This is a genomic window from Arthrobacter sp. SAFR-179 (genome assembly GCF_059414945.1).
In genome coordinates this window covers 102,793-117,585 of sequence record NZ_JBPFDM010000004.1, presented here as the reverse complement: position 1 = coordinate 117,585, position 14,793 = coordinate 102,793, and the positions used below count along the sequence as shown (strand labels likewise).

Below are 14,793 nucleotides of genomic sequence, written 5' to 3'. Positions count from 1 at the left end.
GCCCAGCAGCTTAGGAGTTCTCATCTCCCCTGGCGTGCTTGTCGATTACTTCACTCAGCTTGGCCAAGGTCTCGGGCGACAGTTCCTGCAGTTGCCTGGCAGCAAAGTTCTTGACTCGCGCTTCGCGCATCGATTTTAAAAGATCGAGCTGCGCCTCCACGAGCTCCGGCACCTCTGCCGAGTCATCAAGAAGATACCTGCGATCGACGCCGAAAAACTCAGCGAGGTTCTGCAGCAGCTTCTGGTCCGTAGCCAGAGAGCTATCACCACTCCGCATGTAGGCCCACCGTGAACGTGAGAGCGGCGTTCCTCGTTCGCTCATGCTGTCACTAATTTCCCGAAACGAGAGCGCGCCTCTCCCTTGGGATTCGTGCAGGTCGAGCAGGAGCTTAAGTTTTCTGGCGAGTCTGCTCTGGGGAGACTCAGGAAGGTGCGCTGCGTTATCTGTCATCTATGCCGCGCGTCCTCCCCCACATTGCCGGGCTGATTCGGCTTCCCAAGGCGCTGTGGTGCGATGCGAGGAAAACTTCTGTCCTGCTAACTGTTTGCCTATCAGCCTCATCCAGCAACTCAGCAGCGGATGGGTCCATCAATAGTGCGTCTTGAATCTCAACGAGCATCCTATGGAGTTTGCGCGTGGAAGCGTCTCCGCGTTCGATGCCTCGGGCCGCCATGACCAGACGGATGTCTTTGCGGTTGGCCGTCGCCTTTTCCCAAATCCCAGTAAGACTCTTCAGCAAGCCCTCGCGAGTCCTCACGTCAATGCGTCGAGAAATTCGGCGGGCGACCGGGGGTAAGGCCAAGCCGGCACACAGAAACAGCATCGCCCCGACGAAGCTCACGTCGTAGGCGACTGTCAGCCTCAACATAATGCCCAAGTCTCCAAGTACGTGTGCAATATCCATCCCCAGAACTGCGAACACGACTATAAGAGCCAGAGTGCAGCCAATGCCGATGAGGGTGAACGCGAGCCGGAAACGAATGGTGGCCATCCGCCGTCGAAATCTAAAGCAGACGTAGCCCGTCAAGCCCATCACGATACCGATGTAGGCGAACTGGATTGACGAATACAAGGCAGCCGCGGGCTGGCTTCCATAGTCAAGCATGAACCGGGTCGACGATACAGGCGCTTCAATACTGAAGAAAGCAGCAGCCAGTCCCACTACTACGCAGATCAGGATTGTCAGGCCAAGACCATCCCGGCGAACCGATGCATCGTTAAACTCGGCGGCCCGGAGTATCGCCTGGGAAAGAGAGTAGATACCTACAACCATCAGGACATTCGCGCAGAGATCCAGAAGATTGCGGCCGCCGAGCAGCGCATCGCCCGCGAGGTATATCGGGTCAACGTTCAGGGACAGTGCTGTAGCAATCGCCACCGCTGCGATAAGAATGGTGTGATCCTTCCTGCTGCGCACACCCGGCAAAATGCACAGAACGAGGCCCCAGATGACAGCAGCCGCGATTACCTGGATCATCCGAAAACCTGCTCAAATGATTTCGGTTCCAGGGCGCTGTCCCGGATCGCTGCAGCGAGGAGATCTGCGAGTGTTTCGGCGGCGGCCTCCATATCGTCCACGAAGCTGCTGCGTGCCAGGGCTCGGGACACCATCTCGCCGTCAAGATTTGGGAACAGGCTACCCGCGTATTGCGACGAAAGGCCCAATTCATCGTGACGCAGGATCATATGCCCAAGCTCATGAAGAATGAACTGCTGCCTGTGTATGAGTGAGTCGGATATCGCGTGCAGGATGATTTCCCGCGACTCGGTCGACAGCCACAGACCGCATACCGACGTCCCGTTGAGGATGTTCGTGGCCTCGACCTCGATGCGGCGGCGCCGCCGAGCCGCCACGATTGCAATAAGCCCGTCCAACGTCAGATGTGTCGGGAGCCGCAGAGCTTGAAAGGCTTCCGCCGCCACCTGTTCTGGTCCCGGTCCAATTGTTGTTTGCTGGTCCATACCGCCCCCTTTTGCAGCGGACAGCAAGGGTGGCTGTTGAACCACCGAGGCGCTCCGAGCGCCTCACGTCAATTGAACGCTTCTGCTCTGGACATGTCCAGAGTGCACCGCTGCGTCGTGGAGATCCAGCAGCCAGCTCTCGAATACTGGCCTGCGACCATCCCTCATGAAGACCAGCAGCGGCTGGATCGAGTCCCTCGTCACCGACGCCGAGGAGCAACCGAAGTGCCGAGGCGCTAGAGTACCGGTGTGAGAACCGCGCTGCTGTCAGGTGCCGTGGCCCTGGTATCAGTGGCCATAATCTCAGTACGCATCGCACGCACCCTGACCACCCCCTCTGGAGAACGCCCCGAGCGGGTCCAGATCCTGGGCACCGGCGAAGGCACGGTCACCCTTAAAGCCGATCCGGACACGCTGACACCAGGCGTGTTCAGCCTGTATTGGGGTAATCGCGCCGGGCATGCGCGAATAGGTACCATCCTCGCCCACGACCCCTCCGCCGGGACCGTTATCCGTATCGTCGAGCAGGTTTACACTGGCAGCCTTGAGCCCGGCACCACCGGCTACTGGTCCGGATACGCATACCCGTCACCGGACGCCATCGGACTGATAGCCGACGACGTCATCCTGCCCGGCCCTGCTCCTGCCTGGCTGATACGGGGACGCGACAGCGGCCGATGGGTCATCCATATCCACGGCCTGGGCGGCCGACGGGCCACCGGGGTCAGAACAACCCCACTGTTCGACAGACTCGGCTTTACCCAACTGCTGATCTCCTACCGCGGGGACGGCGACGCCCCCGCAACACCCGATGGCAAGCATCATCTCGGCCACACGGAAATGGACGACGTGGAGGCAGCACTGGACTACGCCGCGGCCAACGGCGCGACCTCCATCATCCTGTCAGGCTGGTCCATGGGCGCCGCCATGGCTCTCGCAGCAACGCACTCATCGCACCACCGCCGCCTAGTCTCCGGCCTTGTCCTGACGGCTCCCGTCCTGTCCTGGCGCCGAACTCTTGCCTTCAATACCGCCGCAGCCCGGCTGCCGGCCTTTCTAGCCGATGTGGCACTGTGGGTCCTCCGCAGTCCCCTGCACAGGGTCGCGGGAACCGGGCAGCCTCTCGACCTCCGCCCGCTGGACTTAACCCAAGCCAGGCCCCATGTGCCGGTTCTCATCCTGCACAGCGAGGCGGACAGCAGCACCCCGATCAGCATCAGCGCAGCCTATGCAGCGACATTTTCCGACCAAGTGCATCTGGTGCCATTTCCGGCTGGCAGGCACACCCAGGAATGGAATGCCGACCGGCGGCTCTGGGAAGACTCAGTCGAGGCGTGGCTGGCTGCGCAATCCTAGTTTGATCTCCAAAGCCTTCAACCTATGGCCCTGCAAGGTGGGGCCCGCTAATCAGGCAACGTGAAGTAGCTGGCCGGGTCGTCGGCACCAAGCAATTCGTGGTGGAAGGCAATGGCATCCACGGGACGGGTTTCGACGAACAGGACCGCGACCTGGCTTGAGTGGACGACTGTGTATCGCGTGAGACCTTGCAGCCAGGAATGAATGCCGGTGTACTCCTCGACGAACAACCCGTCAGCGAGCAGGCCCCGCTCCTCAAGCAGTTCGTATACAACATTCCAGGCGAGATCCATGAGTTCATGGATGGCTGCCTCAACCGTTGGAGCTGTCATAGTTCCATGGTCCTCCCGGGCAGGGACAGGCTCCCGGAGCACTGCAGGTGTGTCTCCACCCTCGAGGTGTCAGTCGTCCCGCGGGTTCCATCAGCAGCCCTAAACGCAGGCCTTCAAAATGCCAATGATTGCGTCGTGTTCGGCCTGGGTCACCCAGAGACTGTACTTGTCTTTAACGGCAGTTTGACGGGTAACGTACTCGCAACGGAATGCCCTGTTTGGTGGCAGCCATGTGGCCGCATCCTTGTCGCCCTTGGCGCTGTTGGTGGGCCCGTCGGCGGCCATGAGGTTGACCGGATCGTTGGCCAGTTCCTCGCGCTGTTCCGCGCTGAGCTGCTGGGCGCCCTTCTGCCAGGCGTCACTGAGCGGGACTATGTGGTCGATTTGGACTGCGTTGCTTGTGTCCTGGCCCCGGATGAATTCAATGGTTGTTCCGGTGTACTTGTCGGCAAGGGTGCCGGTAGTGACCACGCAGTTGTTGGTCCCCGGTTTGAAAGTTTCGTCTGTCAGATCGCGTGCGAGGACGTCATTGCGGGTGTCGCAGCCGTTGTGGTCCGTGTCCGCCCATGCCGGGCCAAATTCGTCGCGGGTATAGCCCGTCTTCGGCGCCCTGCCCTTTACTGGAATACGGTCCAGCTGCTCGAGTGCGGTGGCCGCGTCAACTACGGCCCGTCCCGCGCTCGGGACGCTTGGAATAGGCTTCGCGGCTTCAAAAGCGCTGGCTGCAGCGTCACAACCGGCGAGGGAACCTGCCAGAAACAGGGCAGTTATTGCGACAAAAGTCCTGTCGGCGATTCGAGTGAGCTTCATGGTCCTTCACAGTGCTGCGCAGTCTCTACGCTAGCTTTCAGAGTCGCTTAGATCGTGCATTCCGTGGCGTGGTGCTCCTCACTCGCCTAAGCGTCCTCTAATCGGTCAAAAGAGGAATGGTTGGCTCAATTAGCTGGTGCAAGCCTGACTCTTGCCCGAGTGCCGATGAGCCGTTCCTTGACCGCAGACCCTCCGCTGACTGGAAGAGGCCTAGCCGCACTGCCGGGAAGGATCTCGCTCAGCTTCGCAATTTCGAGGATGTGTTCGGAAGTGAAAATGATCTTTCCCTTCCCCCAACAGACATGGGGGAAGCGTCCACTGGTGGCGCCATCGCGGAGCCAGGACTCGGTGCAGCGCATGAGGGCTGCTGCTTCGGCTGGCTCGAAAAATTCGATGTCCACGGAAACCTCCATCGGGAAGAGTTGGTTTCCACTTCCATGCAGGTACGAAGACCCACCGACATGACCGGTTCCTATCACCGCTGGAAAGCTGTCACCGAGCGCTCAGTTGCGTCAGCACCGACCTGCAATGCCTCCGGCATCAAGTGTCCGTATACCTGCTCGGTGGTCTTCGTCGAGGCGTGCCCCAGCCGACGCGAGATGGTGAACAAGGGCACGCCATCCTGGATAAGCCAGGAAGCGTGCGTATGGCGGAGATCGTGGATCCTTGGGTTTTTCGTCAGGCCCAAGGCCTGGGCTGTGCGAACTGCAGGGATCCAGTAATCGTCCCAGTAGAGCTTGTGAACAATTCGGCCGCCCTTGGGCGTCGTGAACACTAGGTCCTTGCCAGGCCTGCTCGCCACCAGCGGGATCAGCAGCTCAACCAGCGCCGGGTTCAGACCGATAGTCCTCTTGCCAGCCCCGGTCTTGGTTGGGCCAACGTAGAACTGGTTCTGCCCATCCCGCTTCCACGCCTTGTTGATCCGTGCAGTAGGCGGTTTGGAAAGCAGATCCACGTCCGCCACGGTCAATGCGGTGGCTTCTCCAAAGCGGGTGCCGGTCATGACCAGGAAGTCCGTAAAGGACTTGTAACGCTCCCCCATCCCCTCCATGATGAGCCTGTACTCGGCATGCGTGAGGAACATGGCCTCATCCTCAGCCTTCTCAATGTTTGGGAGCTGCACGCCACGACAGGGATTGCGGGTGATGTAGCCGAGCATCTCGGCGGTATTCATTGAAGCTGATATGAGGCCGTGGATGTTGTGGATCGTTTTGGGCGCCTTGCCCTTGGCCATCATCGACTTCACCCAGTGGGCAATGACGCGGTAGTCGAGCTTGTCCACAGGAACGTGGCCGATGACCGGCCGGATGTGGAGTTCAAGCATAGTCTGGTACGTCTTGACTGTTCCGCTCGACGGGCGGACCAACAGATCGATATGTTCCTGGATGACTTCCGCCACAGTAGGAGGGCGCTTCTCGTTTGTCAGGATGGCGTGCTGCGCGATCTCAAACGACTGGCCGTTAGCGTCCAGCAGCCTCTTCAGGGTTTCAGCCTCGACGAGGCTAGCGACTGTCAGTCCCTGCTGCTCGCGGCTCTTTGGGTCCCGCCACAGCACCATGTAGGACGAGGAACCGTCCTTCTTAGTGCGTTTACGGATGCTGGCCACACACAAAACGGTACGCCGCTGTCAACACTTTGGGCGTTTTTGTCAACACACAAAGTGGCAAGTGCCGCTCGACCTGCGGAAACACTGTGCCCGAGGTGGGACTCGAACCCACACACCTTTCGATACCGCATTTTGAGTGCGGCGCGTCTGCCAATTCCGCCACTCGGGCGCGGAATACGTGAAGCCGAAGTACGCCCACAGCTGACTGTGAGCAACGCGATCGCTTCACGTACGCGGAATTACTCTACATGCAGATAGGCTGAATTCCAGAATCGCGCCGCCGTCGCCGCAAACGAACCCTGCAAGCCAAGTACAGCAGCGGTGGCACCTAAGATAGTGATGTCCCGCCGTACCTTTTCAAGGAGATCCCGTGACTGAACAGACGGAGTCCAAGCCCACGTCCCAGCCGGCGCGCCGCGTCATTGTGGCAGAGGATGAAACCCTCATCCGCCTCGACATCATCGAGATCCTTCGCGGCGAAGGCTATGACGTGGTGGGTGAGGCGGACAACGGTGAGAAGGCCGTCCAGCTCGCCGAGGAACTCAAGCCGGACCTGGTGCTCATGGACGTCAAGATGCCCGTCATGGACGGCATCTCCGCGGCCGAGAAGATCGTCAAGGCCCGCATCGCCCCCGTGGTGCTGCTGACCGCCTTCAGCCAGAAGGAACTGGTGGAGCGCGCCCGCGACGCCGGTGCCATGGCCTACGTGGTGAAGCCGTTCACCCCCGCGGACCTCATTCCCGCACTGGAGATCGCGCTCTCCCGCCACGAGGAAATCAAGGCCCTCGAGAGCGAGGTGTCCGACCTTCAGGAACAGTTCGCCACCCGCAAGCTGGTCGAACGCGCCAAGAGCCTGCTGACCACCAAGATGGGCCTGACGGAGCCGGAAGCCTTCCGTTGGATCCAGAAGACCTCCATGGACCGCCGCCTCAGCATGCGCGAGGTCGCCGAAACCATCATCAACCAGGTCAACTAAGCCACAGCGCAATAAACAAAGGGAGGATCCCCACCAAGCGGTGGGGATCCTCCCTTTGTTGTCCTGAAGGCTAGTCCTGGGCCTTCTTCTTCTTTTCCGGCCAGGGGCCGAGCTTCTCGCGGTTGCTGCCAATCTCGCCGGCGCGGGTGGAGTCGGCGAGGTCGCCCACCTTGTGCACCTTCAGCGAGTTGGTGGATCCGGCTTTTCCGGGAGGCGAACCCGCGGCGATGACCACCAGGTCACCGTCCTGCACCAGGCCCATTTCCTCCAGGCTGCGGTCCACCTGTGCGGTCATGGCGTCGGTGTGGTCCACCATCTGCACCAGAACCGGCTGGATGCCCCAGGTCAGTGCCATCTGGTTCCAGACCTGCTCCACGGGGGTGAAGGCGAAGACCGGCTTGATGGGACGCAGGCGGGAAAGCCGGCGCGCGGAGTCACCGGACTGGGTGAACGCACAGATGTACTTGGCGTCCAGCTGGTCGGCGATTTCGACGGCGGCACGGGTGATGGCGCCGCCACGGGTCTTGGGCTTGGTGCCCAGCGGGGGGACGCGCTCCAGGCCGTGGACCTCGGTGGATTCGATGATCCGGGCCATGGTCTTGACGGTTTCGATCGGGTACTTGCCCACGCTGGTTTCGCCGGAGAGCATGACCGCGTCCGCACCGTCCAGGACGGCGTTGGCGCAGTCGGATGCCTCTGCACGGGTGGGGCGCGGGTTGTCGATCATGGACTCGAGGACCTGGGTGGCCACGATCACCGGTTTGGCCCAGCGGCGTGCCAGTTCCACAGCACGCTTCTGGACGATCGGCACTTCCTCCAGCGGCAGTTCCACACCAAGGTCGCCACGGGCCACCATGATGGCGTCGAACGCGTCGATGATCTCGGGCAGCTGTTCAACGGCCTGCGGCTTTTCGATCTTGGCGATGACCGGCACGCGGCGGCCTTCCTCGTCCATGATCTCGTGCACGCGGGTGATGTCGGAGGCATCGCGGACGAAGGACAGTGCCACCAGGTCAACACCGCGGCGCATGGCCCAGCGGAGGTCGTCCTCGTCTTTTTCGCTCAGCGCGGGAACGTTGACGGCCACGCCGGGAAGGTTGATGCCCTTGTTGTTGGACACCATGCCGCCGACGGTAACTTCGGCCACCACCTTGACGTCGTCGACCTCGATGGCGCGCAGTGCCACCTTGCCGTCGTCGATCAGCAGGGCGTCGCCCACCTTGACGTCCTCGGTGAGGCTCTTCAGGGTGGTGGAGCAGATTTCCTGGGTACCGGGAACGTCCTCGGTGGTGATGGTGAAGATGTCACCCACGGCCAGCGCGTGCGGGCCGTCCACGAAGCGGCCCAGGCGGATCTTGGGACCCTGGAGGTCGGCCATGATGGCGACGGCCTTGCCAAGGTCGGCTGCTGCCTTGCGGACGTTCTCATAGGTGTTGTCATGCACGGTGTAGTCGCCGTGGCTCATGTTCATGCGGGCGACGTCAACGCCGGCCTCCAGCACAGCCAGGGTGTTCTCGTAGCTGGCAATTGCCGGGCCAAACGTAGCCACAATTTTTGCGCGTCTCATATACCTACCCTATTGGTCTCTTGCATTGGTTAAGTTGTCGGCGAGGTGAACCCTCGATGCACCCCTAGAGGACGGCGATGGCCCGGTCCGTCGGCGCTACGGGAGCGGGAAGGATGGTGCTTCCCATCAGGTACTTGTCCACGGCGGCAGCGGCGGCGCGGCCTTCGGCGATGGCCCACACGATCAGGGACTGCCCGCGGCCGGCGTCACCGGCAACGAACACACCTTCGGTGTTGGTCATGTAGTAGCCGTCGCGGGCGACGTTCCCGCGGCCGTCGAACTCGGCGTGCACCTGCTCGGTGATCCCGGCAGGTTCAGCGCCGGTAAAGCCGAGGGACAGGAACACCAGGTCCGCGGGAATGATCCGCTCGGTGCCGGCCTTGGGGAGGCGCTTGCCGTCGACGAACTCGGTCTCGGCCACCTTGACGCCGGTGAGCTTGCCGTTCTCGCCAACGAATTCGACCGTGGAGGCGAGGTAGGTGCGTTCGCCGCCCTCCTCGTGGGCGCTGGCCATCTCAAAGAGGGTGGGGAACGTGGGCCACGGCTGGTGGCCGGCACGCTCCGACGGCGGCTGCTTGCCGATGGCCAAGGTGGTGACCGAGGCGGCGCCGTGGCGGTGCGCGGTGCCCAGGCAGTCGGCACCGGTATCGCCACCGCCCAGGATCACCACATGCTTGCCGTGGGCGTTGATCTGGTTCTCGATGGTCTCCCCCGCAACCGCGCGGTTGGCCGGCACCAGGTAGTCCATGGCGAAGTGGACGCCGTCCAGGTCGCGGCCGGGGATGGGCAGGTCACGCGGAACGGTGGCACCCGTGCAGACCACGGCGGCGTCGTAGCGCCTGCGCAGCTGCTCCCAGGTGACGTCGATGCCCACGGAGACGCCGGTCCGGAAGCGGGTGCCTTCGGCCTTCATCTGCTCGACGCGGCGGTCCACCTGCTCCTTTTCCATCTTGAAGTCGGGGATGCCGTAGCGCAGCAGGCCGCCGATCTTGTCGTCCCGTTCGTAAACGGCAACGGTGTGGCCCACGCGGGTGAGCTGCTGGGCGACGGCCAGGCCGGCAGGGCCGGAGCCGACGACGGCAACGGTCTTGCCGGTCAGGCGTGCGGGCGGCAGCGGGCTGACCCAGCCGTTGTCCCACGCCTCGTCGATGATCGAGACCTCCACCTGCTTGATGGTGACGGCGGGCTGGTTGATGCCCAGCACGCAGGACGCCTCGCAGGGTGCCGGGCAGAGCCGGCCGGTGAACTCGGGGAAGTTGTTCGTGGCGTGCAGCCGCTCGATCGCTTCCTCGCCCTTGTCCCGCCACATGAGGTCGTTCCACTCGGGAATGAGGTTGCCCAGCGGGCAGCCCTGGTGGCAGAACGGGACGCCGCAGTCCATGCAGCGTCCGGCCTGCGCCTTCAGCGTGCCCTTTTCCTGCGCCTCATAAACCTCTTTCCAGTCCATGATGCGGACGGGAACGGGGCGGCGTGGCTGGGTTTCACGCTGGCGTACTTTCAGAAATCCGCGTGGATCAGCCACCGGTTACCTCCAGGATTCGAGACCACACTTCTTCGCCGTCGGGGTCCAGGCCCTCTTCAATGGCGTCGAGGCGGGTTTGCAGCACGGCCGCGTAGTCCCGCGGCAGCACCTTGGTGATGCGGGCAGCGGTGTCATCGAAGTTCTCGAGGAGGCGCGCCGCCAGCTGGGAGTCAGTTTCTTCAACGTGCTTGACCAGCAGGCCGTGCACAATGTCGCGGTCCTCGGCGTCCAGCTCACGAAGCTGGAGTTCACCGGACTGCAGGGCGTCCTTGTTGACCTTGGCAGTGTCCAGGTCCAGGACGTAGGCGGTGCCGCCGGACATGCCGGCGCCGAAGTTGCGGCCGGTGCGCCCGATGATCAGCGTCTGGCCGCCGGTCATGTACTCGCAGCCATGGTCGCCAATGCCCTCGACGACGGCGGTGGCACCGGAGTTGCGGACCAGGAAGCGTTCGCCCACCTGGCCGCGCAGGAACAGCTCGCCGCTGGTGGCGCCGTACCCGATGACGTTGCCGGCGATGACGTTGGTCTCCGCCTTGAAGACGTTGGTCCGGTCCGGGCGGACGATGATCCGGCCGCCCGAAAGGCCCTTGCCCACGTAGTCGTTTGAGTCGCCGTAGAGCCGCAGGGTGATGCCGGCGGGCAGGAAGGCGCCCAGGGACTGCCCGGCGGTGCCGTTCAGCGTGATGTCGATCGTGTCGGTGGCCAGCACGTCCGTGCCGAAGGTCTTGGTCACCACGTGGCCCAGCATGGTGCCCACGGAACGGTCCGTGTTGATGACGTCCACCGCGATCTTCACCGGGCTGCGGTCCGTGAGCGCTTCGGTGGCCATGGTGATCAGGCGCTGGTCGAAGTGCTTGTCCAGCTCGTGGTTCTGGCCGGTCATGTTGCGCAGCGGCGCGTCGTCGTCGAACTCCAGGCCGTGCAGGATCGGGTCCAGGTCCAGGCCGTCGGCCTTCCAGTGGTTAATCGCTTCGCGGGTATCCAGGACCTCGGCGTGGCCGATGGCCTCCTCGAGGCTGCGGAAGCCAAGCTCGGCCAGGATCTCGCGGACTTCTTCGGCGAGGAACTCGAAGAAGTTGACCACGAACTCAGGCTTGCCGCTGAAGCGGGCCCGCAGTTCCGGGTTCTGGGTGGCCACGCCCACGGGGCAGGTGTCCAGGTGGCAGACGCGCATCATGATGCAGCCTTCCACCACCAGCGGTGCGGTGGCGAAGCCAAACTCTTCGCCGCCCAGCAGCGCGGCGATCACCACGTCGCGGCCGGTCTTGAGCTGCCCGTCCACCTGCACCACCACGCGGTCGCGCAGGCCGTTGAGCATCAGCGTCTGCTGGGTCTCGGCCAGGCCGAGCTCCCACGGGACACCGGCGTGCTTGAGCGAGTTCAGCGGCGAGGCGCCGGTGCCGCCGTCATGCCCGGAGACCAGTACGACGTCGGCCTTGGCCTTGGTCACGCCGGACGCCACGGTGCCGATCCCGACTTCCGAGACAAGCTTCACGTGGACCCTCGCCGAGGGGTTGGCGCGCTTGGCATCGTAGATGAGCTGCGCCAGGTCCTCGATCGAGTAGATGTCGTGGTGCGGGGGCGGGGAGATGAGTCCGACGCCGGGCGTCGAGTGCCGCGTCCGGGCCACCCACGGGTAGACCTTCTGCGCCATCAGCTGGCCGCCTTCGCCGGGCTTGGCGCCCTGGGCCATCTTGATCTGGATGTCGTCAGCGTTCGTCAGGTAGAGGCTGGTGACGCCGAACCGGCCGGATGCGATCTGCTTGACCGCGGAGCGGCGCTTGGGATCGAGGAGGCGGTCCACGTCCTCGCCGCCTTCACCGGTGTTGGACTTGCCGCCCAGCTGGTTCATGGCAATGGCCAGCGTCTCGTGCGCCTCCTGCGAGATGGAGCCGTAGCTCATCGCACCGGTGGAGAACCGCTTGACGATACTGGAGACGGGCTCCACTTCCTCAAGGGGAACAGACGGACGGTCGTTCTTGAACTTGAGCAGGCCGCGGAGGGTCATCAGGTTGGTGGACTGGTCGTCCACTCCCCTGGTGTAGGCCTTGAAGATGTCGTAGCGGCGTTCACGCGTGGCGTGCTGCAGCCGGAAGACGGTCTCCGGGTTGAACAGGTGGGGTTCGCCGTCGCGGCGCCACTGGTACTCGCCGCCGCCCAGCAGGGGGCGGTGCGGCTGCTCGATGCCGCCCTCGGGGTAGGCCATCTGGTGCCGGGCCGAAACCTCGGCCGCGATCACGTCCAGGCCCACGCCGCCCAGCTGCGAATGCGTGCCTGCGAAGAATTCGTCCACCAGGTCCTGGCCCAGGCCCAGTGCCTCGAAGGTCTGCGCGCCGGTGTAGGACGCCACGGTGGAGATGCCCATCTTGGACATGATCTTCAGGACGCCCTTGCCCAGGCCCTTGATCAGGTTGTAGACGCCGTCCTGCGGGGTGACGCCGGTGACGTCGCCGGCAGCGATCAGCTGCTCAACGGATTCCATGGCCAGGTACGGGTTGACGGCGGAGGCGCCGTAGCCGATGAGGACGGCCACGTGGTGGGTCTCGCGGACGTCGCCGGCCTCGACCACCAGGGCGGTCTTGGTGCGGTTAGCGCTGCGCAGCAGGTGGTGGTGCACGGCGCTGACCAGCAGCAGCGACGGGATGGGTGCCCACTGGGCGTTGGAGTCGCGGTCGGACAGCACGATGTACTGCACGCCACGGTTGATGGCGCCGGAAACCTGCTCGCAGATTTCGGTGAGCCGGGCACGGAGCGCGTTTTCGCCGCCTTCGGGGCGGTACAGGCCGCGGACCTTCATGGCCACGCGGTTGCCGTCGGCGTCCTCGATGTTGGCGATCTTGGCGAGCTGGTCGTTGTTGATCACCGGGAAGGGCAGCTGGACCTGGGGCTGGCGGACCTGCTTGGTGTCCAGCAGGTTGCCGTTGGGGCCGATGGCACAGGTCAGCGACGTGACCAGTTCTTCACGGATGGCGTCCAGCGGCGGGTTGGTGACCTGCGCGAAGGACTGGACGAAGTAGTCGAACAGCAGCCGGGGGCGCTTCGACAGCACGGCCACCGGCGTGTCCGAGCCCATGGCGCCCAGCGGCTCGGCGCCGGTGCGGGCCATGGGGCCCAGCAGGATCTTCAGTTCCTCCGTGGTGTAGCCGAAGGTGCGCTGGCGGATGTTCACCGACGCGGCGGTGTGGACCACGTGCTCGCGCTCCGGCAGCTCGTTGAGGTCGATCAGGTTGTCCTTGACCCATTCCGCCCACGGGTTGGCGGCGGCGACTTCGGCCTTGACCTCTTCGTCGTCGATGATGCGGCCGGCTTCGGTGTCCACCAGGAACATCTTGCCCGGGGACACGCGGCCCTTCTTGACCACCTTGGAGGGTTCGACGTCGATCACGCCCACCTCGGAGGCGAAGACGATCAGGCCGTCCTCGGTGATCCAGAAGCGGCCGGGGCGCAGGCCGTTGCGGTCCAGGGTGGCGCCCACCAGGTTGCCGTCGGTGAAGGAGACGGCGGCGGGGCCATCCCACGGTTCCATCAGCAGGGAGTGGTACTCGTAGAAGGCGCGGCGGGCCGGATCCATGGTGGCGTGGTTTTCCCAGGCCTCCGGGATCATCATCATGATCGAGTGGGTGATGGGGCGGCCGGAGAGCCACAGCAGCTCCGCTACCTCATCGAAGGACGCGGAGTCCGAGGCTCCCGGGGTGCAGATGGGGTACAGCTCTTCCGGGGAGTCGCCCAGCAGCGGGTTGGCCAGCTGGGACTGGCGGGCCCGCATCCAGTTCCGGTTGCCCTTGACGGTGTTGATTTCACCGTTGTGGGCGATGGTCCGGAACGGCTGAGCGAGCGGCCAGGACGGGAAGGTGTTGGTGGAGAAGCGCGAGTGGACGATCGCGAGCTTGGTCTTGAACCGCTTGTCCGAGAGGTCCGGGTAGAACGGCTCCAGCTGGGCAGTGGTGAGCATGCCCTTGTAGACGATGGTGCGGGAGGACAGCGAGGGGAAGTACACGCCGAACTTGTTCTGCGCGCGCTTGCGGATACGCCAGGCGCGGGAGTCGAGCTCGTTGCGGTCCAGTTCCTCGCCCGTGGCGGATGCCAGGAAGGGCTGGGAGAAGTAAGGCATGCAGGCGCGGGCCATGGCGCCCACGAGGTCGGCGACCACCGGCACCTCACGCCAGCCGAGGACCGTCAGGCCCTCATCGGCGGCCAGGCCCTCAATACCTGCCTTGGCGGCGTCGGCTTCGCGCTGCTCGGCAGGCAGGAAGGCTGTACCGGCAACGTACTGGCCGGGAGCGGGCAGCTCGAACTCGGTGACTGCACGGAAGAACTCGTCCGGGATCTGCATGAGCAGGCCCGCGCCGTCGCCCGTACCCTCGTCGGCACCCACGGCACCGCGGTGCTCCAGGTTGCGCAGGGCGGTCAGGGCGGCGTCGACAATGTCGTACCCGGGTTCGCCGCGCAGGGTTGCGATAATCGCGAGTCCGCAGGCGTCCTTCTCCTGTTCCGGGTTGTAGAGCCCGGCGGCCTCCGGCATGGCTGCGAAGCGCTTGAACGGCGACATTGCAGTCTCAGGCTGGTCCGGTTCGGACCAGCTGGGAGTGTTAAGAGTTTGGGTCATGGGAGACGTCCTTCCTCCTGATCGTGCGTATGGAAGGGACACCGTTGGCCCCACT

The 14,793-nt window shown here is 63.7% G+C and carries 12 protein-coding genes and 1 tRNA gene; 2 read left to right on the top strand and 11 right to left on the bottom strand.

The window, feature by feature from the left end; all coding sequences use genetic code 11:
- Nucleotides 1–10: 10 nt before the first annotated feature.
- The 3 genes from ACR65K_RS09295 to ACR65K_RS09285 are packed head-to-tail and all read right to left on the bottom strand — an operon-like array spanning nucleotide 11 to nucleotide 1,963.
- Nucleotides 11–451 (bottom strand): hypothetical protein, encoded by a 441-nt coding sequence (locus ACR65K_RS09295; protein WP_440152397.1) that lies wholly within the window; start codon nucleotides 449–451, stop codon nucleotides 11–13.
- Nucleotides 441–1,478: a hypothetical protein gene (locus tag ACR65K_RS09290; RefSeq protein ID WP_440152395.1), complete on the bottom strand. Its 1,038-nt coding sequence runs from the start codon at nucleotides 1,476–1,478 to the stop codon at nucleotides 441–443. The genes ACR65K_RS09295 and ACR65K_RS09290 overlap by 11 nt, the downstream gene beginning before the upstream one ends.
- Nucleotides 1,475–1,963 carry a hypothetical protein gene (locus ACR65K_RS09285; protein WP_440152394.1) on the bottom strand — a complete coding sequence of 163 codons (489 nt, stop codon included), beginning with the start codon at nucleotides 1,961–1,963 and terminating at the stop codon, nucleotides 1,475–1,477. The genes ACR65K_RS09290 and ACR65K_RS09285 overlap by 4 nt, the downstream gene beginning before the upstream one ends.
- Nucleotides 1,964–2,212: 249 nt before the next feature.
- On the opposite strand from ACR65K_RS09285, the gene ACR65K_RS09280 reads away from it, so the two are divergent.
- A complete protein-coding gene (locus ACR65K_RS09280) occupies nucleotides 2,213–3,319 on the top strand; it encodes an alpha/beta hydrolase family protein (protein WP_440152393.1) in 1,107 nt (368 codons plus the stop codon).
- A gap of 47 nt (nucleotides 3,320–3,366) precedes the next feature.
- On the opposite strand, the gene ACR65K_RS09275 is transcribed toward ACR65K_RS09280, so the two are convergent.
- From ACR65K_RS09275 to ACR65K_RS09255, 5 genes are all read right to left on the bottom strand, one after another.
- Complete coding sequence (locus ACR65K_RS09275; protein ID WP_440152391.1) at nucleotides 3,367–3,651, bottom strand: hypothetical protein; 285 nt, start codon at nucleotides 3,649–3,651, stop codon at nucleotides 3,367–3,369.
- Between the two features lie 99 nt (nucleotides 3,652–3,750).
- On the bottom strand, nucleotides 3,751–4,461 hold the full coding sequence (locus ACR65K_RS09270; RefSeq protein WP_440152390.1) for an HNH endonuclease family protein: 711 nt from the start codon (nucleotides 4,459–4,461) through the stop codon (nucleotides 3,751–3,753).
- Between the two features lie 125 nt (nucleotides 4,462–4,586).
- Nucleotides 4,587–4,862, bottom strand: a complete 276-nt coding sequence (locus ACR65K_RS09265; RefSeq protein ID WP_440152389.1) for a hypothetical protein — start codon at nucleotides 4,860–4,862, stop codon at nucleotides 4,587–4,589.
- A gap of 74 nt (nucleotides 4,863–4,936) precedes the next feature.
- Nucleotides 4,937–6,067, bottom strand: coding sequence for a tyrosine-type recombinase/integrase (locus ACR65K_RS09260; protein WP_440152388.1), 1,131 nt, complete (start codon nucleotides 6,065–6,067; stop codon nucleotides 4,937–4,939).
- An 87-nt stretch (nucleotides 6,068–6,154) separates the two neighbouring features.
- Nucleotides 6,155–6,236: transfer RNA gene (locus ACR65K_RS09255), tRNA-Leu, on the bottom strand.
- A 201-nt stretch (nucleotides 6,237–6,437) separates the two neighbouring features.
- Between ACR65K_RS09255 and ACR65K_RS09250 the strand changes: the two genes are divergently transcribed.
- Complete coding sequence (locus tag ACR65K_RS09250; protein ID WP_009358190.1) at nucleotides 6,438–7,043, top strand: ANTAR domain-containing response regulator; 606 nt, start codon at nucleotides 6,438–6,440, stop codon at nucleotides 7,041–7,043.
- Nucleotides 7,044–7,113: 70 nt separating this feature from the next.
- Here the strand turns inward: ACR65K_RS09250 and pyk are convergent, their stop codons facing one another.
- The 3 genes from pyk to gltB form a co-directional block, all read right to left on the bottom strand.
- Entirely contained in the window at nucleotides 7,114–8,610 is a 1,497-nt protein-coding gene (gene pyk, locus ACR65K_RS09245) for a pyruvate kinase (protein ID WP_440152387.1), read from the bottom strand.
- A gap of 64 nt (nucleotides 8,611–8,674) precedes the next feature.
- Nucleotides 8,675–10,132, bottom strand: a complete 1,458-nt coding sequence (locus tag ACR65K_RS09240; RefSeq protein WP_440152386.1) for a glutamate synthase subunit beta — start codon at nucleotides 10,130–10,132, stop codon at nucleotides 8,675–8,677.
- The gene (gltB, locus tag ACR65K_RS09235; RefSeq protein ID WP_056333426.1) at nucleotides 10,125–14,738 is read right to left on the bottom strand and encodes a glutamate synthase large subunit; all 4,614 of its coding nucleotides are present in this window, start codon (nucleotides 14,736–14,738) and stop codon (nucleotides 10,125–10,127) included. The genes ACR65K_RS09240 and gltB overlap by 8 nt, the downstream gene beginning before the upstream one ends.
- Nucleotides 14,739–14,793: the final 55 nt, after the last annotated feature.